Annotated in this window: 11 protein-coding genes; 4 read left to right on the top strand and 7 right to left on the bottom strand. The window is 64.9% G+C overall.

Features of this window, described 5'->3' with window-relative positions:
- From KA184_01205 to KA184_01190, 4 genes are all read right to left on the bottom strand, one after another.
- A partial coding sequence (locus KA184_01205; GenBank protein ID MBP8128169.1) for a TIGR00730 family Rossman fold protein occupies positions 1-369 on the bottom strand: 369 nt, incomplete at its 3' end.
- Between the two features lie 12 nt (positions 370-381).
- Positions 382-1,749, bottom strand: a complete 1,368-nt coding sequence (locus KA184_01200) for a sigma-54-dependent Fis family transcriptional regulator (GenBank protein ID MBP8128168.1) — start codon at positions 1,747-1,749, stop codon at positions 382-384.
- The gene (locus KA184_01195; protein ID MBP8128167.1) at positions 1,739-3,139 is read right to left on the bottom strand and encodes a HAMP domain-containing protein; all 1,401 of its coding nucleotides are present in this window, start codon (positions 3,137-3,139) and stop codon (positions 1,739-1,741) included. The genes KA184_01200 and KA184_01195 overlap by 11 nt, the downstream gene beginning before the upstream one ends.
- Positions 3,140-3,154: 15 nt before the next feature.
- On the bottom strand, positions 3,155-3,859 hold the full coding sequence (locus KA184_01190; protein ID MBP8128166.1) for a uracil-DNA glycosylase: 705 nt from the start codon (positions 3,857-3,859) through the stop codon (positions 3,155-3,157).
- A 267-nt stretch (positions 3,860-4,126) separates the two neighbouring features.
- Here KA184_01190 and KA184_01185 point away from each other — a divergent pair, with 267 nt between their 5' ends.
- Both KA184_01185 and aspS read left to right on the top strand, forming a co-directional pair.
- Positions 4,127-5,551: a CPBP family intramembrane metalloprotease gene (locus tag KA184_01185; protein MBP8128165.1), complete on the top strand. Its 1,425-nt coding sequence runs from the start codon at positions 4,127-4,129 to the stop codon at positions 5,549-5,551.
- A 78-nt stretch (positions 5,552-5,629) separates the two neighbouring features.
- A complete protein-coding gene (gene aspS / locus KA184_01180) occupies positions 5,630-7,411 on the top strand; it encodes an aspartate--tRNA ligase (protein MBP8128164.1) in 1,782 nt (593 codons plus the stop codon).
- 6 nt (positions 7,412-7,417) lie between these two features.
- Here aspS and queC read toward each other — a convergent pair whose 3' ends face one another.
- Positions 7,418-8,107: a 7-cyano-7-deazaguanine synthase QueC gene (queC, locus tag KA184_01175; protein MBP8128163.1), complete on the bottom strand. Its 690-nt coding sequence runs from the start codon at positions 8,105-8,107 to the stop codon at positions 7,418-7,420.
- Positions 8,108-8,663: 556 nt separating this feature from the next.
- Here queC and KA184_01170 point away from each other — a divergent pair.
- On the top strand, positions 8,664-12,512 hold the full coding sequence (locus tag KA184_01170) for a DUF5011 domain-containing protein (protein MBP8128162.1): 3,849 nt from the start codon (positions 8,664-8,666) through the stop codon (positions 12,510-12,512).
- A 159-nt stretch (positions 12,513-12,671) separates the two neighbouring features.
- Positions 12,672-15,020: a hypothetical protein gene (locus KA184_01165; protein ID MBP8128161.1), complete on the top strand. Its 2,349-nt coding sequence runs from the start codon at positions 12,672-12,674 to the stop codon at positions 15,018-15,020.
- A gap of 21 nt (positions 15,021-15,041) precedes the next feature.
- Here the strand turns inward: KA184_01165 and KA184_01160 are convergent, their stop codons facing one another.
- Positions 15,042-16,271, bottom strand: coding sequence for a class I SAM-dependent methyltransferase (locus KA184_01160; GenBank protein ID MBP8128160.1), 1,230 nt, complete (start codon positions 16,269-16,271; stop codon positions 15,042-15,044).
- Positions 16,268-17,296 carry an SDR family oxidoreductase gene (locus KA184_01155; GenBank protein MBP8128159.1) on the bottom strand — a complete coding sequence of 343 codons (1,029 nt, stop codon included), beginning with the start codon at positions 17,294-17,296 and terminating at the stop codon, positions 16,268-16,270. Before KA184_01155 ends, KA184_01160 begins: the two co-directional genes overlap by 4 nt.
- Between the last annotated feature and the right edge of the window lie 13 nt (positions 17,297-17,309).

The following is a 17,309-nucleotide window of genomic DNA, read 5'->3' as shown; positions in this document are numbered from 1 at the left end:
CACCTCGAGCACTTCCTCGAGCGTGCCTATTCCGCCAGGAAGGGCGACAAACGCCTCCGCCCGCGCTTCCATCGTGGCCTTGCGCGTGCGCATGTCGGGTGTCACGATAAGCTCATCGGCGCTTTCATACGCGACCCCGGGAAGGACAAGCCGGTCGGGGATCACGCCTACGACGCGTCCGCCGCCCGCATGCACCGCGCGCGCCGCTTCGCCCATCAGCCCGATGCAGCCGCCGCCAAAGATCAGCGTGCCGCCGCGCCGCGCGAGCAGAGCCCCAAACGCGCGCGCCGCCGCGAAATAGCAGGCGTCCAACGCATCGCTCGAAGAAGCGTATACGCAGATGTGCTTGACCTCTTCTCCGCCCGCCATGAATTCCGAGCCTCACTCGACGTTACGGTCTATCTCGTGTTTCTTCAATCGGTATTGCAGGGTCTTGTAGCTGATGCCGAGCAATTCGGCGGCTTCCTTGATGCGCCCGCCGGAAGCGTGCAACGCTTGGCGAATCAGGTCCTGTTCGAGGTCTTCCAGCACGATCCCGCCCGGCGGCAAAACCCACGCCGCCGGCAGCGGCGCGGGCTCGCGGAACTTGTCCGGAAGCATTGCGGTGGTAATGGGGCCCCGGTCCGCCAGGATGAACAACTGTTCGAGGGTGTGTTCCAGTTCGCGCACGTTGCCCGGCCAGCGGTAGCGGCGGAATACATCGATGACCGCCGCGTCGATGGCGGGGGCCGCCTCCAGACCCAGTTTCCGCTTCAGCTTCTCGCGGAAATGCGCCACGAGCAGGGGCAGGTCCTGGATGCGGTCGCGCAGCGGCGGCAGTTTGATGGTCAGCACGTCGAGGCGGAAATAGAGATCCTCCCGGAAGGCGCCTTCCTCGACCCGTCTGCGGAGGTCGCAATTGGTCGCCACGATCACGCGCACGTCCACCTTGCGCGGCTGGGTCGCGCCCACGCGCTCGGCGCAGCCGTCCTGCAGCACGCGCAACAATTTGGCCTGACTCGGCAACTGCATGTCGCCGATCTCGTCCAGGAAGATCGTCCCGCCATCGGCGGTCTCGAATTTGCCCGCCCGCGCGGTCTCCGCGCCGGTGAACGCCCCCTTTTCATGCCCAAACAGCTCCGATTCCACCAGATTGTCCGGGATCGCCGCGCAATTGACGACGACAAAGGACTTCTTCTGCCGCGGCCCGGCGAAATGGATGTGTCGCGCCACGAGTTCCTTTCCCGTGCCGGACTCGCCGAGTATCAGCACCGTGCTGGTGACACGCACCGCGCGCTGCACGCGGTCGAACACCTGCCGCATGGGCTCACAATCGCCGACGATATTGCCGAGCGACACGGTGTCGGTCACGAGTTGCCGCAGTTCGCGGTTCTGGCGGCGCAGTTCGCCGCGTTCCAGGGCGTTGGCCGCGACCAGCAGCAGTTCGTCCTTGTCGAAGGGCTTTTGCAGGTAGTCGACCGCGCCCTCCTTCATCGCGGTGACGGCGGTGGAAATCGTGGCGTGCGCGGTCATCACGACCACCTCGATTTCCTGATTGACCCGCTTCGTTGCGCGCAGCAGTTCGAGTCCGTCCATGCCGGGCATTTTCAGGTCGGTCAGCAACAGGTCGCAGGGCTCGGTCTTGATCGCGTCGATGGCTTCCGCGGCGGACGCGGTGCGCCGCACGGCGTAGCCGCGTTGTTCCAGAATCTGCGCGATGATGTCGCGCTGGACCGCGTCGTCTTCAACAACAATGATCTTAGCTTTCATGGGCTTTCGTATTCTCGATGGGCATGCTGATGACCACCTGACAGCCGTGCCCCGCAACGCTGTACAGGTCGATTCTCCCCCCGTGTTCCTCGATGATGCCGCGCGTGAGCGACAGGCCGAGGCCGGTTCCGCCCGCCTTGGTCGTGAAATAGGGTTCAAACGCCCGCTCCGCGGCTTCCGCGGTCATGCCGGGCCCGTCGTCCCGGATTTCGATCTCGCACGTGGCGCCGCTCACGCGCGAGAACAGGCGCACGCGGCTCTCCGGCGGGCACGCCTCCAGCGCGTTCAGGAGCACGTTCAGGATCGCGCGCGTCCAGTGCTTCGGATCGAGCAGCAACGTGGCGCCGCTCGCGCGCAACTCCGCGCTTAACCGTATCCGCCGCGCCTCGGCATCCTTCTGGATCAGGCGAACGCACTCCCCGAGCAGCGCGTCCACGCCGCAGGAGACGGCCTTCAACTCGCTCTCTTTCGCGAGGGACAGGAAGCTTGACACGATCTCTTCGAGCCGCCCGACCTCGTTTCGTATGGTTTCAAGATGGCCGCGCGCGGCGGCGGTCCCTTCGGCCCCTTCAAGGTTGTCGATGGCGTGGCTCGACAGTAACTTGATCGCGTTGAGCGGATTGCGCACGTCATGCGCGACGCCCGCCGCGAGGTTGCCCAGCGCGGAAAGCCGTTGCGCCTGGCGCAATTTCGCCTCGACCATCTCTTTTTCCTTGAGCGCCGCGACCATGTCGTTGAACGTGTTTTCGAGCGCGCGGATTTCCCCCGCGGCGCGGCGCGTGCCCACGGGCCGCAGGTCGCCGCTCGAAATGGCGGCGCACGAATCCGACAGGTCCTTCAGCGGCCGCAGCGCCCGGTAAATGAAGTAGACCATGAGCGAGAGCGTGAGCAGGAACACGGCGATCAACGCGAGCATGTTCCGGTTGCGCAGCGCGCGCATCACTTCGACGCCCGGCTCCACGGGCACTTGCAGTGTCATCAATACGTGCCGGTCGCCCAGGAGCAGCGGCACGCGCGCCACACGCGTGATACGGCCGTTCGGGTCGCGTTCGAGCGTAATGGAACCCTGGAACCGGTTGCCCGTGTACGGCTCGAATTCGATATCGCTTCCCGCGCTGAGGCGCATGGACTCCCGTTCCAGGGATTCGAGGTCGATTTCGGGGTTCTCGTCGAAGACAACGCTGATGCGGTCGGCGAGCCGCGCGGCTTCCACCTCCATCTCCGAGACGGCCTCCTCGAAATAGTAGCGCGATATGGTCACTACCGAACCGAGCAGACAGACGAGCAGCACGCCGCACAAGAGCACGACGCGGAAATACAGCGAGTTGTGCCAACGCACGGGCGGCCTGAAAGGCAGCGTGCGGGTTTCGGGTGTGTGTGCAGGCTCCATGACATAACCAACCGCTCAGGGCGCGATTTCGCCCCGCAGCACTTTCATGACTTCCTGAATATCCAGCCAGCAGTTCTTCTTGTCGGACGGATTGCGCAGCAGGTAGGCGGGATGGTACGTGACGCGCAGCGGGATGTCGTGATACTTCCACCACTGGCCACGCAGGCGATTGACCGGCGCCGTGCTCTTCAGCAGGGTCTGCGCCGCGTACTTGCCCAGCGCGCAGATCACCTTCGGCCGGATGATTTCCAGTTGCCGGATGAGATACGGCTCGCAATAGTAGACCTCTTCGGGGCTCGGGTTGCGGTTCCCCGGCGGGCGGCACTTCAGCACGTTACAGATGTACACGTCCCGGCGCTTCAGGCTCATCCCCTTCTCGATGATATCCGTAAGCAACTGGCCCGCGCGCCCCACGAACGGTTTGCCTTGGCGGTCTTCTTCCGCACCCGGCGCTTCCCCGACAAACACCAGCTTCGCGTCCGGCTCCCCATCGCCGAAAACGGTTTGCGTCCGGCATTCGAAAAGTCCGCACTTGACGCACTGCGCCACTTCCGTCGCGAGAGCGGCAAGAGCCGTCCGCGCCTCCTCCTTCCTCGTATCCGCGCAGGATGGGTCCCCGGCCGTTTCAGATGCCGGCTCTTCCGGCGCGGCGGTTTCCACTTCAGCGACCTCCCCGGCGGTTTCGGGAACGCTTTCCCCGGGCGTGAATTGTTCCAGCATGGCCGCCACCTCCGGAGAGAGCACAATGGTGCGCCGGGCGCCATGCGCGTGTTGCTCAAGCAACTGCCGCGTTTCCTTGATGATGTCTTTCAGCCAGTCGCCATTATTCATGAGGTGTTTCCGTGTTGGGAGATGGTATGATAGCACGCAAAGCAGAGTCCGGAAAACGCGCGCGCCGCGTCCCGCAAGGTGTGCCTTGCGCAACGCTTTTCTTATCCTGTGGCGTCTCCCGGCGGAGTCTTTTCCGGCGTAATTCTGGCAACCATCATGGAAATCTGGACCGACAGCCGCATCGTCTACGACGGCCGCGTGGTACGACTGCGCGTCGGCGACGTGACGCTCGACAACGGCGGCCTGGCGTACCGCGAGGTGGTCGAGCATCCTGGCGGCGTGTGCGTCCTGCCATTCACCGGGCATTCCGTGATCCTGGTGCGCCAATTCCGCATCGCCGTGGGTGAATATGTGCTCGAAGCGCCCGCCGGCAAACTGGAAGGGGAAGAAGACCCGGAACAGCGCGCCCGGCTCGAACTGGAGGAGGAAACGGGCTATCGCGCGGGGCGCATCATTCCGCTGAGCTTCGCTTTCGCGTCCATCGGGTACTGCAACGAGCGGATTCACCTCTATCTTGCCTTCGACCTGGAACAAACGGAGCCCCGCCCGGACCCGGAGGAACGCATCGAGCTGGTCGAGGTCCCGCTGAATCAGGTGCGCGCCATGCTGGAAACGCACGCGGTCCAGGACGGGAAGACGATTATTCTCCTGTATGCGTTGCTGGCGCATCTGGACCGGCAGGCCGCACAATGGCCCCCGGCTCCGGCGGGGGTGCCGTCCATAGCGCCGCTGCCCGCGCCTGCGCCCGTTCGGGCGCGCCGTCCGTTCCCGGGCCTTTGGGGCGCCATCGGGCTTGTGCTGCTCGCGCTGGCCATCCAGATATTCGCAGGAGCGGCGTTGCATGTGGCGGGCCTGGTCCTCGACAGGCAGTTGCTGGCCCATCCGCTTGGCTTGGGATTGATGAACCTGTCCAGCATGTTCCTGACGCTGGGATTCGGGCTCTTGTTGTCGCCGCGGCCCCGGCGGGGCATCCTCGGAAGCCTCGGTTTCAGCCCCGGCTTGCTGCTGCCGGCGGCCATGCTCGTGCTCGGGCTGCACCTGGTCTGTTCAGAGATCAACAACTACATGCTGCGCTTGGTCGAGCCGCCGGAAGAAGCCTTTGAATTCGTGGAAGCGTTGATAGGCGATAACGCGCCGCTCTGGGCAACGGCGCTTACACTGGTCGTCGTCGCGCCCGTCGGTGAGGAACTGCTGTTTCGCGGCCTGATCCTCCATGGCTTGCGTGCCCGTTACAACGCCATTGTCGCCGTCGTATCCGTCAGCGTCTTGTTTGCCTTGCTGCACCTGAACATATGGCAGGCCCCGGCCGCCTTCGCCGCGGGCATGGTGTTCGGTTGGTGGCTCTTGCAGACTGGCTCGCTTGGTCTTTGCATATTCGGGCACGCACTGCTCAACGGCCTCGGCCTTATGGGAGGCAGGCTGCTGCCGTGGGAGATTTCCGGTTACAACGCGGGTCCGCTGTGTGGTGCGACGCAACCTCTGTGGCTGACCGCTGCGGGCGCGCTGCTGCTCGCGATGAGCATCGGCTGGCTGTTGGCCCGTTTCCGCGGGATCGGGGCCCAAAACACGCGCATGGGTTGAAGTTTTCCGCCTCTGGCGGGTAGTATACTTTTCTTCTTCCTGGAGACCGTCCACACAGACTTCAGAAGGGCGAAAAGCATGCACCCGTTCCGAACGCACACCTGCGGGCAACTACGCAAGAACGACGCGGGCCAGACGGTCCGGTTATCCGGCTGGGTCCACCGCAAACGCGACCATGGCGGCGTCATTTTCATCGACCTGCGCGACCATTACGGCTTGACCCAAGTCGTGGTCAATCCGGACCAATCCTGTTTCGCCGAGGCGGAGAAGGTCCGGCAGGAAAGCGTGGTCACCGTGACCGGCGAAGTGACGGAACGCACGCCCGAGACGGTCAACCCGAACCTCGCCACGGGTGAGATCGAGGTGGTGGCCCGGGAGTTCCTGACCGAGTCCGCGAGCGACGTGCTGCCGTTTCCCGTGAATCAGGACCTGGACACCTCGGAAGAAATGCGGCTGGCGCACCGGTTCCTCGATCTGCGGCGCGAGAAGATGCACCGGAACATTCTGCTGCGGTCTCAGGCCTGCGCGGTGACGCGCGACCAACTCACCAGGCGCGGGTTCACCGAATTTCACACGCCGATCCTGACCAGCTCTTCGCCCGAGGGCGCGCGCGACTACCTCGTGCCGAGCCGGCTCTACCCGGGGCAGTTCTACGCCCTGCCGCAGGCGCCCCAGCAGTTCAAGCAGCTCCTGATGATCTCCGGTTTCGACCGGTACTTCCAGATTGCCCCGTGCTTTCGCGACGAAGACTCCCGCGCGGACCGGAGTCCCGGCGAGTTCTACCAGATCGATATCGAGATGTCCTTCATCACGCAGGACGACTTGTTTCACGAACTCGAATTGCTCATGGTCCGGCTGTTCAGGGAGCTTTCGAACAAGAAGATCCCGGCGGAGACATTCCCGCGCATCCCCTACCGCGATGCAATAGAGAAATACGGGTCGGACAAGCCCGACCTGCGTTTTGGCCTCGAAATGGCCGATTGCACCGCAATCTTCGCGGATTGCGACCTGAAAATCTTCGCCAGCCAGGCGAAATCCGGAGGCGCGGTGAAGGCAATCAATGCGAAGGGCGCCGCGACGCAGCCGCGCAAATTCTTCGACGATGCCGAACGGTGGGCGAAGTCGGAAGGCGCGCAGGGCCTGGCGTGGATCGCGCTGCGCGAAGGGGAAATGCGCGGCCCCGTCGTCAAGTTCCTCAAGAAGCATGAGAAGGAAGCGTTGCTGCGCGTCATGGGCGCGGAAGAGGGCGACGCGATCTTCTTTGGCGCGGGCAAGCGTTGCGAGACAAACGCGCTCCTGGGCAAGGTGCGCGGCTACCTCGGCAGGCAGCTCGGCCTGATCGACCCGGACGTGTGTGCCTTCTGCTGGATCGTTGACTTCCCCATGTTTGAGTGGAACGAAGAGGAGAAGAAGATCGACTTCTCACACAATCCGTTCAGCATGCCGCAGGGCGGCCTCGAAGCACTCGAAACACAAGACCCGCTCGATGTGCTTGCGTTTCAGTACGACATCGTCTGCAACGGCATCGAGTTGTCCTCGGGTGCCATCCGCAACCACCGGCCCGACGTGATGCTGAAGGCTTTCGCGATCGCGGGCTACGACGAGCACACGGTCAAGTCGAAGTTCCCCGCGCTGTGGAAGGCGTTCCATTATGGGGCCCCGCCGCACGGAGGCATCGCGCCCGGCCTCGACCGTATTGTCATGCTGCTCGCCGACGAACCGAACATCCGCGAGGTTATCGCGTTCCCGCTCAACCAGAAGGCGCAGGACCTGCTCATGGGCGCGCCGGGCGAAGTAACGAAAAAGCAGTTGGACGAATTGTCGCTGCGCATCGCGCCGCCGCCGGAACCGAAGAAATAGCGCGCCTCAACCTGGGTATGCGAGGGGGTCTTTCCCGCCTGCCTCGCGGAACGCGTTGCGCCGCTCCACGCAGGTCGGACACGTCCCGCAGGGCCGCGCCGCGCCGCGATAGCAGCTCCACGTCCGCGCGAAATCGACGCCGAGTTCCATCCCGAGCCGCACCGTTTCGGCCTTGCGCTTCTCGATGAACGGCGCGTGAATGCGCACCGGCTCGCGGCGGTTCAACGCGAGCACGTCATTCATGCGGTCGAGAAACGCGCGCGTGCAGTCCCAGTATCCGTACTCATCCTGCGCCTGCGCCCCGTAGAACACCTCGTGGATGCCGCATGCCTCCGCATACGCCGCCGCGATGGACAGGAACATCATGTTCCGGTTCGGCACGTACGTCGGCGGCTGGTCCAGCGCGGCCTTGGGCAGGTCGCGCAAGTCCGGCACGCCGCCGCCGCCGTCGATCAACGCAGAGCCGCCTTGGAGCATCGGGCCAAGAAAGGAGAGGTCAATCAACTCGTGAGCCGCCATGCCGGCGGCCTGCGCCTGAAACCGCGCGCATTCGAGTTCGCGCGCGTGCCGCTGCCCGTACTGAAAGCTGAGCGCGCGCACCGGTGCGCGGCCCAGCCTGCGCGCCGTGTAGTGCGCGAGCACGCTCGAATCGATGCCGCCGCTGAGCAACACGACGGCGGGAGATGGTTCGGCCATTTTCCCGCTCCTCAGGCTTCTCTGGCCGCCGCAGCCCGCAGATAGCCATCATGTGCGACCATGTCGCCGCAGGGAAGAAGGTACTCAACTCCGTTCGAGTCTAGCAACCTCACGAACTCTTTTGAAGTTGCGCTGTCACTCGATTATGGCCATACACCCCGCACCGGCTGATTCTGGCCGTCGCGAACCGTTCCGCGGGCGTCTTGCTCAAATAATATGCGAGGTCGTAGTCCGCATGCGTCCACCGAAGCACGGAACACGTGCTCCGGCCCAACGCGGCAATGCCGGAACTCATGTTTCGCTCTGGAAGCCCGAAGGCGCAACATGCCGGCGTCATTTAGATCCTGTTGCAGGGTGCCCACGCGCGTACGCTACCGTCTGTGGTACAATCCCTGCTGCATGGGGGTGCAGGGCCTGCGGGTGATCTCGCCGCTCTGTTGGGGAATCCGTGAATGCCCCGAATGCGACGCATGGCGTCCAAATGCCTGGATTTGTAACCGGAATCCGGCAGGGCAAGCCGCAAATGAGCAGTCTCTCTCTAACACGCAGGTGGCAGATGAACGAACGCTCCTTTCCGCTGATCTTTCTGGTGTGCTGCGCGCACAGCTTTGCGATATCCGCGCCGTTGCCCGCGCAATGCGTTACGCCGGACGACCTCACGAACGGCCTGCCCTTGAATTTCGATCTCATCTTCGCGGGAATGGACGGACCGCTGCTGGAGGAGTTCCCCGAGTGGCAGACGCGGTTTAACCAGGAGAACACGGCGGACCCCACGCCGCAATTCTCGAACGAGGACAACAGCGCCAACGGGATTAAAGACGATGACCAACTGGACCTGCTCGCGGCCATCCTCACGGGCGGCCCGGCGGACACGGTTCTCTCGGGGATTCCCCCCGCGACGGTGGAAGCCATTCGCGCGAGCTATGCGGCGAATCGCGGCCGGGTGCGGCCCGATCTCACACTGGATTTCGTCTTTTTCTCCGTGAACATCATCGATGAAGTCAGCGCGGGCGACCCGGCGTTCGGCGAGACGCTGAAGGATCTGGTCGCGGGCTACATGACGCTGGGCGACGCAGAGTGCGTGCAGTTCGTGCGCGGCCTGCTCATTACGCTGGGCGAAATCTTCGTTGAGCGCGGCGTGGCGAGCGGCGACATACCCGCTATCGCCGAAGGCCTGGTCAAGAGCACGCTGCGCAGCACGGTCAGCGGAAATTTCGTCGCGTCCCGTTACGACTGCTACGGCGATGTGTCGGGCGCGCGGCAGCCGAATTGGCTCGGCGACACGGGCCGTCCCGCCGCGCAGGTCACGGATAACGAGACTTCCCACGAGGCCCTCGGCAGCGTTCGTTATGTGTGGCTCATCGACCGCGGCGTGACCCTGCCCCCGCTGGAGATTGCCGCTCCGCCGCAAGACGCGTTCGCCCTTTCCGGAGAGCCCGCCGCGATAACCGCGCTTGTCCGAGGCGGCACGGGCGCGCCCGGCGCCTACGATTGGCGGCGTGTTGCGGGGACGGCCACGCCCGAACCCGTGTCGCAGGAATCCGCCCTCGCGTTTGCGTATCCCCTTTCCTCGGATTCCGGTGATTACCGCCTTTATGTCTGCGACGGCACGTGGGTGCGCAGTTCGCCGGATTTTCGTTTCGACGTGACCACGCAGGCCTTCCGCCTCGTCCTGCAGCCGGACGATCAACGCGTGCGGCCCGGGAACGACGTCGCTTTCTCCGTCCAGGCCGTGGGAGGAGAAGTGCTCCCGTCGTATGCGTGGCAGAAGGAAATCAGTGCGGATAATTTCGAGGATATCCCCGGCGCTGACGGGCCCGAACTGCTGTTGACCGCCGTCAATGCCGCGGACTCCGGCAATTACCGGGCCGCCGTCACGGGCGGCGGCGCATCGGGCCCCGCCACAACCTTGACGAGCGAAGCCGCCGCGCTGGTTGTGGACATGCCCCCGACGGTGGCGCTCGTCGGCCCCGCCGAGTTCTACCTGGAGTGTGGCGCGCTGTTCACGGACCCGGGCGCCACGGCATCCGACGACCTCGACGGAGACCTTACCACCGCCATTCTGGTCGCAGGCACGGTGAATGCCAACGCGATTGGAGCGTACGTGCTCACCTATTCCGTGACGGACTCGATCGGCAACACGGCGCAGGCGCTGCGCAGCGTATACGTGCAGGATACGACTCCGCCCGCGCTTGCCCTCAACGGCGGCGGCGTGATTTCCATTTCCTGCGGCTCCCCCTATATCGAGCCCGGCTTCGTGGCCCTCGACGGCTGCGCGGGCGACCTTTCGGCGCAGGTGCAGGTTTCCGGCGCGGTCGATACCCAGACTCCCGCGTTGTATCTGCTCACCTACACCGTACAGGACGACGCAGGGAATACCGGAGAAGCCGCGCGTGAAGTTCAGGTGGTCGACGACACGCCGCCGGCCCTTATGCTGCTCGGCGGGAATCCCTCTTACGTCGAGTGCGGCGCTCTCTATGTCGAACCGGGCGCCGTGGCCACGGACGCGTGCGCGGGCGACCTGACCGCCAGCATCGACGTGACGGGCACGGTAGACACGACAATCCCGGCCACGTATGAGATCGCCTATTCCGTGAGCGATACGGCTGGCAACGAGTCGTCGCGCGCGCGCACGGTCATCGTTCGGGATACCACGGCGCCGCAGTTGCTGCTCATCGGCTCCGCGTCGATCAGCCTGGAGTGCGGCGGCACATTCGCCGACCCCGGCGCAACGGCAGACGACGCGTGCGACGGCGACCTCACGGCGGCGATTCAGACGACCGGAACAGTCGACCCGGCGACGGCCGGGCAATACACGATCACGTACCGCGTCGCGGACAGCGGCGGCAAGACGGCCCAGCTCAGCCGCACGGTGCGCGTGCAGGATACGGCCGCGCCGGCGGTGACGCTGCTTGGTGCGGAAAGCATCGGCGTCGAGTGCGGCGGCGCATTGAATGACCCTGGCGCGACGGCATTCGACGTCTGCGAAGGCGACCTGACGGAGCGCATCGTCCTCGAGGACGACATTGATCTGCATCGCGCCGGAACGTACGCGCGCGCCTATGTCGTGACCGACGCTGCGGGCAATGAAGCACGCGCGGAGCGGACCTTCGTCGTCGCGGACACCACGCCGCCGCGGCTCGTGCCGCTCGGGGCCACGCCGCTGTTCGTGCCATGCGGCGAGCCTTACGCCGAGCCCGGCGTCAGCGCGCTCGACGCTTGCGACGGCGACCTCGGCGCGTCGGTCCAGACGACGGGAGAGGTCGATACGGCAATGCCCGGAGAATATATCCTGACCTATGATGTGCGCGACGGCGCGGGTCTCACGGCGCAGGCGACGCGCCGCGTCATTGTTGCCGACGGCGACGCGCCCGAGATCACGCTGCTGGGGGCGAATCCGCTCGTGCTGGAATGCCCCGCCCCGTTCACGGAGCCGGGTTTCGCCGCACAGGACGCTTGCGGCGGCGATTTCACCGCGCAGGTGACCGTAACCGGGAGCGTGAATGCCGCCTCTCCCGGTACATACGCATTGACGTACTCCGTTGCCGATGGGGCGGGCAACCGCGCCGCCGCCGTGCGGGAAGTCGTCGTAGCGGATAGCGCGGCGCCCGAGCTGACCCTCCTCGGCCCCAACCCGGTGACCGTGGCCTGCGGCGCCCCCTGGATCGATGCCGGCGCGACCGCCCAGGACGCCTGCGACGGCAACCTCACGAACCGCATCCAGGTGACAGACCCGCCCGACACGAGGGCCCCCGGCGTCTATCGCGTTTCCTATTCGGTCTCCGACTCGACGGGGAACACGGCGACGGTGGAACGCGAGGTTATCGTGGACGACGATTGCGCCATTGTCATCACGGAACAACCGCGCGGCGCTGCGTTGTACGCGGGCATGAACTATACGCTGCGCGTGCGCGCGAGCGGCGGCACAGGGCCGCTGGCCTATGCGTGGCAGAAGGACGATGCGTTTCTGGACGGCGCTTCGAGCGCGCAATACGCGCTCTCGCCTGTCCAGTTCGAGGATGCGGGCGAGTATCGCTGCGCGGTAACGGACGGGGCCAGCACGCAGGTATCGCTGCCCGCGCTGATAGAAGTATTCACGCCCGCGCCGGAGGGACAGCACAGCGCGGACAGCAACCAGGACTGGCGCATCCTCCTGCCCGAACTGCTGCGCATTATCCAGTTCTACAATGTCGAGGAACTGTCCTGTTCGGCTTCAACCGAGGACGGTTATGCGCCCGAGCCCGGCCCGGTGGACTGTTCCCCGCACGCGTCCGACTACGCGCCGCAGGACTGGCGCATCACGCTGACGGAACTGCTGCGGGTTATCCAGTTCTACAACACGCCTGGCGGCGCCTACCACGCTGCCCCAGGCACGGAGGATGGCTTCGCTCCTGGCGCGGGATGAATCCTGCGCGAGGCGGGCCGACCCTCCGCGCCCATCGACCCTGCGCCAGGGACCGGTGCCGGGCCCCAGATCTCACGCGCCATTGCCGCGACTCGGCCCGCACGACTTTTGTCGTGTCCGTGCCTTATCATGGTTGTTCAAACTGGAAAGGGGCTGACCATGCGGAGATGCATCATCCTTGTGGCCATGTACAGTGGTATTGCGGCGTTTGCCGCGGACGATTCGTGGAAACAACCGCTTGTCGTGAAGGAAGCGGCGCTGGAACGGAATTGCGCTGAGCGGCACAACATTCTCGGGCTGTACCCGTCGCAGGTGGAAGTGCCGCTCGATGGCGGGCCCGTGGACAACACGACGCTCGGCATCGGCAACATCGCCCATTCGGTGTGCTGGACCGCGAATTATCTCGCGGGCGCCTCGTACCGCTACGCGTTCCTGAAGAAGAGTGGCGCGCCAGCGGACGAGGTCGCGGCGGCGAAGGCGCGGGCGGACGAGCTGTTCGAGGCGGTGTATCGCTGCCAGTTGGTGACGGGCGTGCGCGGACTTCAGGCGCGCGGCTACGCGATCGGCCACGGCGAATCGTATGAGGAGCGGTGGAACGACCCGACGCGCAATGAATGGCATCAGGGCGTGGGCGAGTACGCGGACCTGCGCTGGCGCGGCGACCCGAGCCACCACAACTACAGCGATTCCAGCCACGGGCTCATGCAGTATTGGCGTCTTGCCGCGGAAGGCGCGCAGAAGGGCCGCGCCCGTGACGCCATTGACGCGCTGGTGAGCTATTGGGTCGACAACGACCTCATGATCTACAAGCTGGACCGGTCCCGGCTGCCCACGCCGATCCTCGGGTTCACGGACGGGCGCACGCTGGACACGCGCGTGATGATGGCCATCGCGGCGGCGAAATACGCCCATGTCGTCACCGGCGACGCGAAGTTCCAGGCCGCCTATGACCAGTTGACCACAGAATATGGTGTGCGCGGGCTGCGGCAGTTCGCGGTGGAGAAGGATTTCGACGACGCGGAGCATGTTTTCTGCCATCTCGAGAACCTCTTGAATATCGAAGACGACCCGGAACTGCGCGCGGGTTACCATGTCGTGCTCGATGCGCTGTGGCAGCAGCACCGGGACGACGGTCAGAGCCTCTTCACCTACATCTACGCCGGTTTGACGCCCGACGCGCCGGACATGGAAAAGCCGCTCGAACAGGCGCTGCGCGCGCTGCAAACGTGGCCCACGGACACTACGCTGCAGCCGCGTATGAACAGCCTGACGAAGAAGCATGGCCCGCCGTTCCCGGTCTATGCCGCCGCGTGGGACAATGAGTACATCTGGAAAAACAATCTCCTGCGCGGCGATGGCTGGCTCTCGCGCACCGTGACCGACCTCGATGTGCCCGAGGAAGATCCGATGGTCCTGTACGCGGTCGACGAGGATGGCAGCGTCTACCAGTCGCGCGACGGCGCGGCTACGGCCGCGGGCTGGCGGCCTATCGACGACAGGCTCCCGTCGCGCGCGCGTGCCGTTGCCGCGGGGCCGAAGGCGCGCATGGTCTACGTTGCCTGCGAAGACGGCTTCTACCGCAGCATGACCGGCGGTTATACCTGGGAACGCATGCCGGCGCCGCAGGACGGCGGTCGGCCCGTCGATATCCATATCGATCCCAATGCCCCGTTCGTCCTCTATGCGACCACGACGCGCGGCGCGTACCGCAGCCCGGACTTTGGCGAGGAATTCCTCGGCCAAAGTTGGGAATCGCTCACCCAAGGGTTGCCCCAGACCGGAGACGCCCAGTACTACGTTGCCGCCGCAACAGCGGAGAAACAGGGCCGTGTCTATGCGCTGCTGAACGACATTTGTTTCTCGCGCCGCCTCGACGAGACCGCGTGGCAGCGCGGCGGCGTCATAGGTCTGCGCCAGTTCGCGGGCGAATACGCCGGTGCTTATCCCTGGTTCGCGCTCGACCCGGCGGACCCGGACCACGCCTTCACCGGCATGAAGAGCGATTTCGGCGGCATGGGCACGAAATCGCTGCTCCAGGAGACGCGCGACGCCGGTCTCACGTGGACCAACGACATCGCGTCGCTTTACGAGAAGTTCCATACCAGCGGTCTGCTCGTCGTGCTGGCGTCGCTGCTCGGCGGCGATATCAGTGCGCCCGTCGCCGACCCGCACAACCCGAACCTTGTCTATGCGGGTACGCAAGGCGGCGTGCTCAAGTCGGCGAACGCGGGCCAGACGTGGGACAAGCTAGGCGTGGGTCTCGATATACCTTGGGCGAAGACCGTTTTTGCCCCGCGCCACAGCCCCTGGCTGTTCGCGGGCACCCCGGCGGGCCTCTACGTGTCGAAAGACGGCGCGAAAAGCTGGGAACCGGCCCATCTCGTGCTGCAATTCATCAAGAACACGCGCCGCGAGATCGGCGGCGCGGCATTCATCGACGCCTATTGGCGCGGGCGGTTCTACGGACTGATCACGGAGGAAATGGCCAGCGCGCCATACGAGGAATGACGGTGCCGCGTAGCGTCCCCGCTATGACACCACGCGCAGTTCCGGGATCGGAACGACGAAACGCCCGCCCCAGCCCCGGATATGCGCCATCTGGTCCATGATCTCGTCCTTGAGGTTCCAGGGCAGGATGAAGAGGTAATCGGGCCGGTCTTCGGCCACGAATTCGGGCGCGCGGATCGGGATGTGCGTTCCCGGCAGGTACATCCCCTGCTTGTGCGGGTTGCGGTCCACGGTGTAGCGGATATCGCGGGGCGTGACGCCGCAATAGTTGAGTAGCGTGTTTCCCTTGGCGGGCGCGCCATACCCGGCGACGCTCTTGCCGTCATGCCCGGCGCTGGCGAAGAATTCGAGCACCTGCTGCTTGACCCGCTCGATCTTCGCCCCGAAATCGGCGTAATAATCGAGCCTCGTCATGCCCGCAGCTTCTTCTTCCGCGAGTAGATGGCGGACCCGCTGGGAGATGGGGCGCGGGTCGTCCTCGTGTTTCGCATAGATGCGCAGGGACCCGCCGTGGGTCGGCAATTCCTCGGTGTCGAACAGGGTCAGGCCGTGAGCCGCGAATATCTTGCGCACGACATGGAACGAGAAGTAGCTGAAATGCTCGTGGTAGATGGTGTCGAACTGGTTCTCCGACACGAGCCGGCGCAGATGCGGGAACTCCATGGTCGCCGTGCCGCCCGGTTTCAAGAAGCGCCGAATCCCTTCCACGAGGTCGCCCGGGTCGGGCGTGTGCGCCAGCACGTTATTGCCGATGATGAGGTCCGCGGCGGGCCGCTGCCCGCGCAGCGTATCGGCCAGGCGCGCGCCCCAGAACGCGACCAGCGTCTCGACGCCCTTGGCTCGCGCCGCCTCCGCGATGTTGCGCGCGGGCTCGATGCCCAGGCAGGGAATGCCCCGTTCCGCGAAGTTGTGCAGGAGGTACCCGTCATTCGAAGCGATCTCGACCACGAAGCTGTCCGCGCCGAGACCGAGCCGTTTCGTAATCATTTCCACGTAATCGCGCGCGTGCGCCAGCCACGTCGTCGAGTATGAAGAAAAATACGCGTATTCCGTGAAAATATCTTCGCCCGTCGCGACCACGCCGATATGGGCGAGGAGACAGTCCTCGCATACGAACAAATAAAGCGGATAGCGCGGCTCGGGCTTGTCGAGCTGGTCCGCGCGCAGATACGCGTTCGCCAACGGCTGATCGCCCAGCGCCGCCACCAGCCGCTGCCGCGGCGAACCGCAGAAAATGCAGTCGCGCTTCACCGTTCTCTCCACCGCAGGTCTTCGTCCAGCCTTCCTGTTTCCTGAAGGTATCTGATCTGGCGCAAGCGCGTGTAGAGGCGGCCCTGGAACTGTTCGTCCTTCAGAGCGAGGCGACGGAACGCGTCGAGAAATTCCGTGATCGCGTCATCGACGGAATAGCGCGCCCGGCCGAAACCCGGCAGCCTGGTCTCGATCTTCGTGAAGTCGACGTTATACGTACGCGTGTCCCCGTCGCTATTGCCGAAAGTCACCTCGCAGCCGGGCATTTGCCGCTGCACCTTGTAGGCGATATCGCGAATCTGGAGGTTGTTCGAAGAGGACCCCACGTTGAAGGCCTGGTTGTGTATGGCCTCGCGCGGCGCCTCAAGCGCGCACGCGAACGCGCGGGAGATGTCCTTCACATGGACCAGCGGCCGCCAAGGCGTGCCGTCGCTAGTCATCACGATCTTGCCCGCGGTCCACGCCCACCCGCACAGGTTATTGACGACGATGTCGAAACGCAGGCGCGGCGAGACGCCATAAGCGGTGGCATTCCGCAAAAACACGGGCGAGAAGCTGTCGCTGGCCATTGCGCTCAGCGCGCGCTCAAAATCGATCTTCGACCGGGCATAGGGCGTCTGCGGGTTCGCGGGCGCTTCTTCCGTAAGCCCGAGCGAACTGCCTTGGCCGTAAAGACTGCACGAGGACGCAAACAGGAATCGGGCGACACCGGCCTCCTTCGCCAATTGGGCCAGCCCGATTGACGCCTGGGTATTGACGGCCTCGGTCAGGCCCGGCTTGAGATTGCCCAGAGGATCGTTGGACAAGGCCGCAAGATGCACAACCGCGTCGTGACCCGCGACGTCCTCGCGCCGCACTTCGCGCAGGTCGCGCCGAATCAGCGGAACCGGCGCAGGCGGCGCCCCGAAATCGCAATCCAGGAAAAAGCCCGTGTCGAGCCCGGTGACCTCGTGCCCGTGGCTGAGCAGATGGTCGCGCAGCACGGCGCCGATATACCCCTCGCTCCCCGTCAACAGCACTTTCACGGAGCAGGTCCTC

Source organism: Candidatus Hydrogenedentota bacterium, assembly GCA_018005585.1.
Taxonomy (GTDB): Bacteria; Hydrogenedentota; Hydrogenedentia; order Hydrogenedentales; family JAGMZX01; genus JAGMZX01.
The sequence above is the reverse complement of the archived record's forward strand: the minus strand, read 5'-3'. Positions and strand labels throughout refer to the sequence as shown.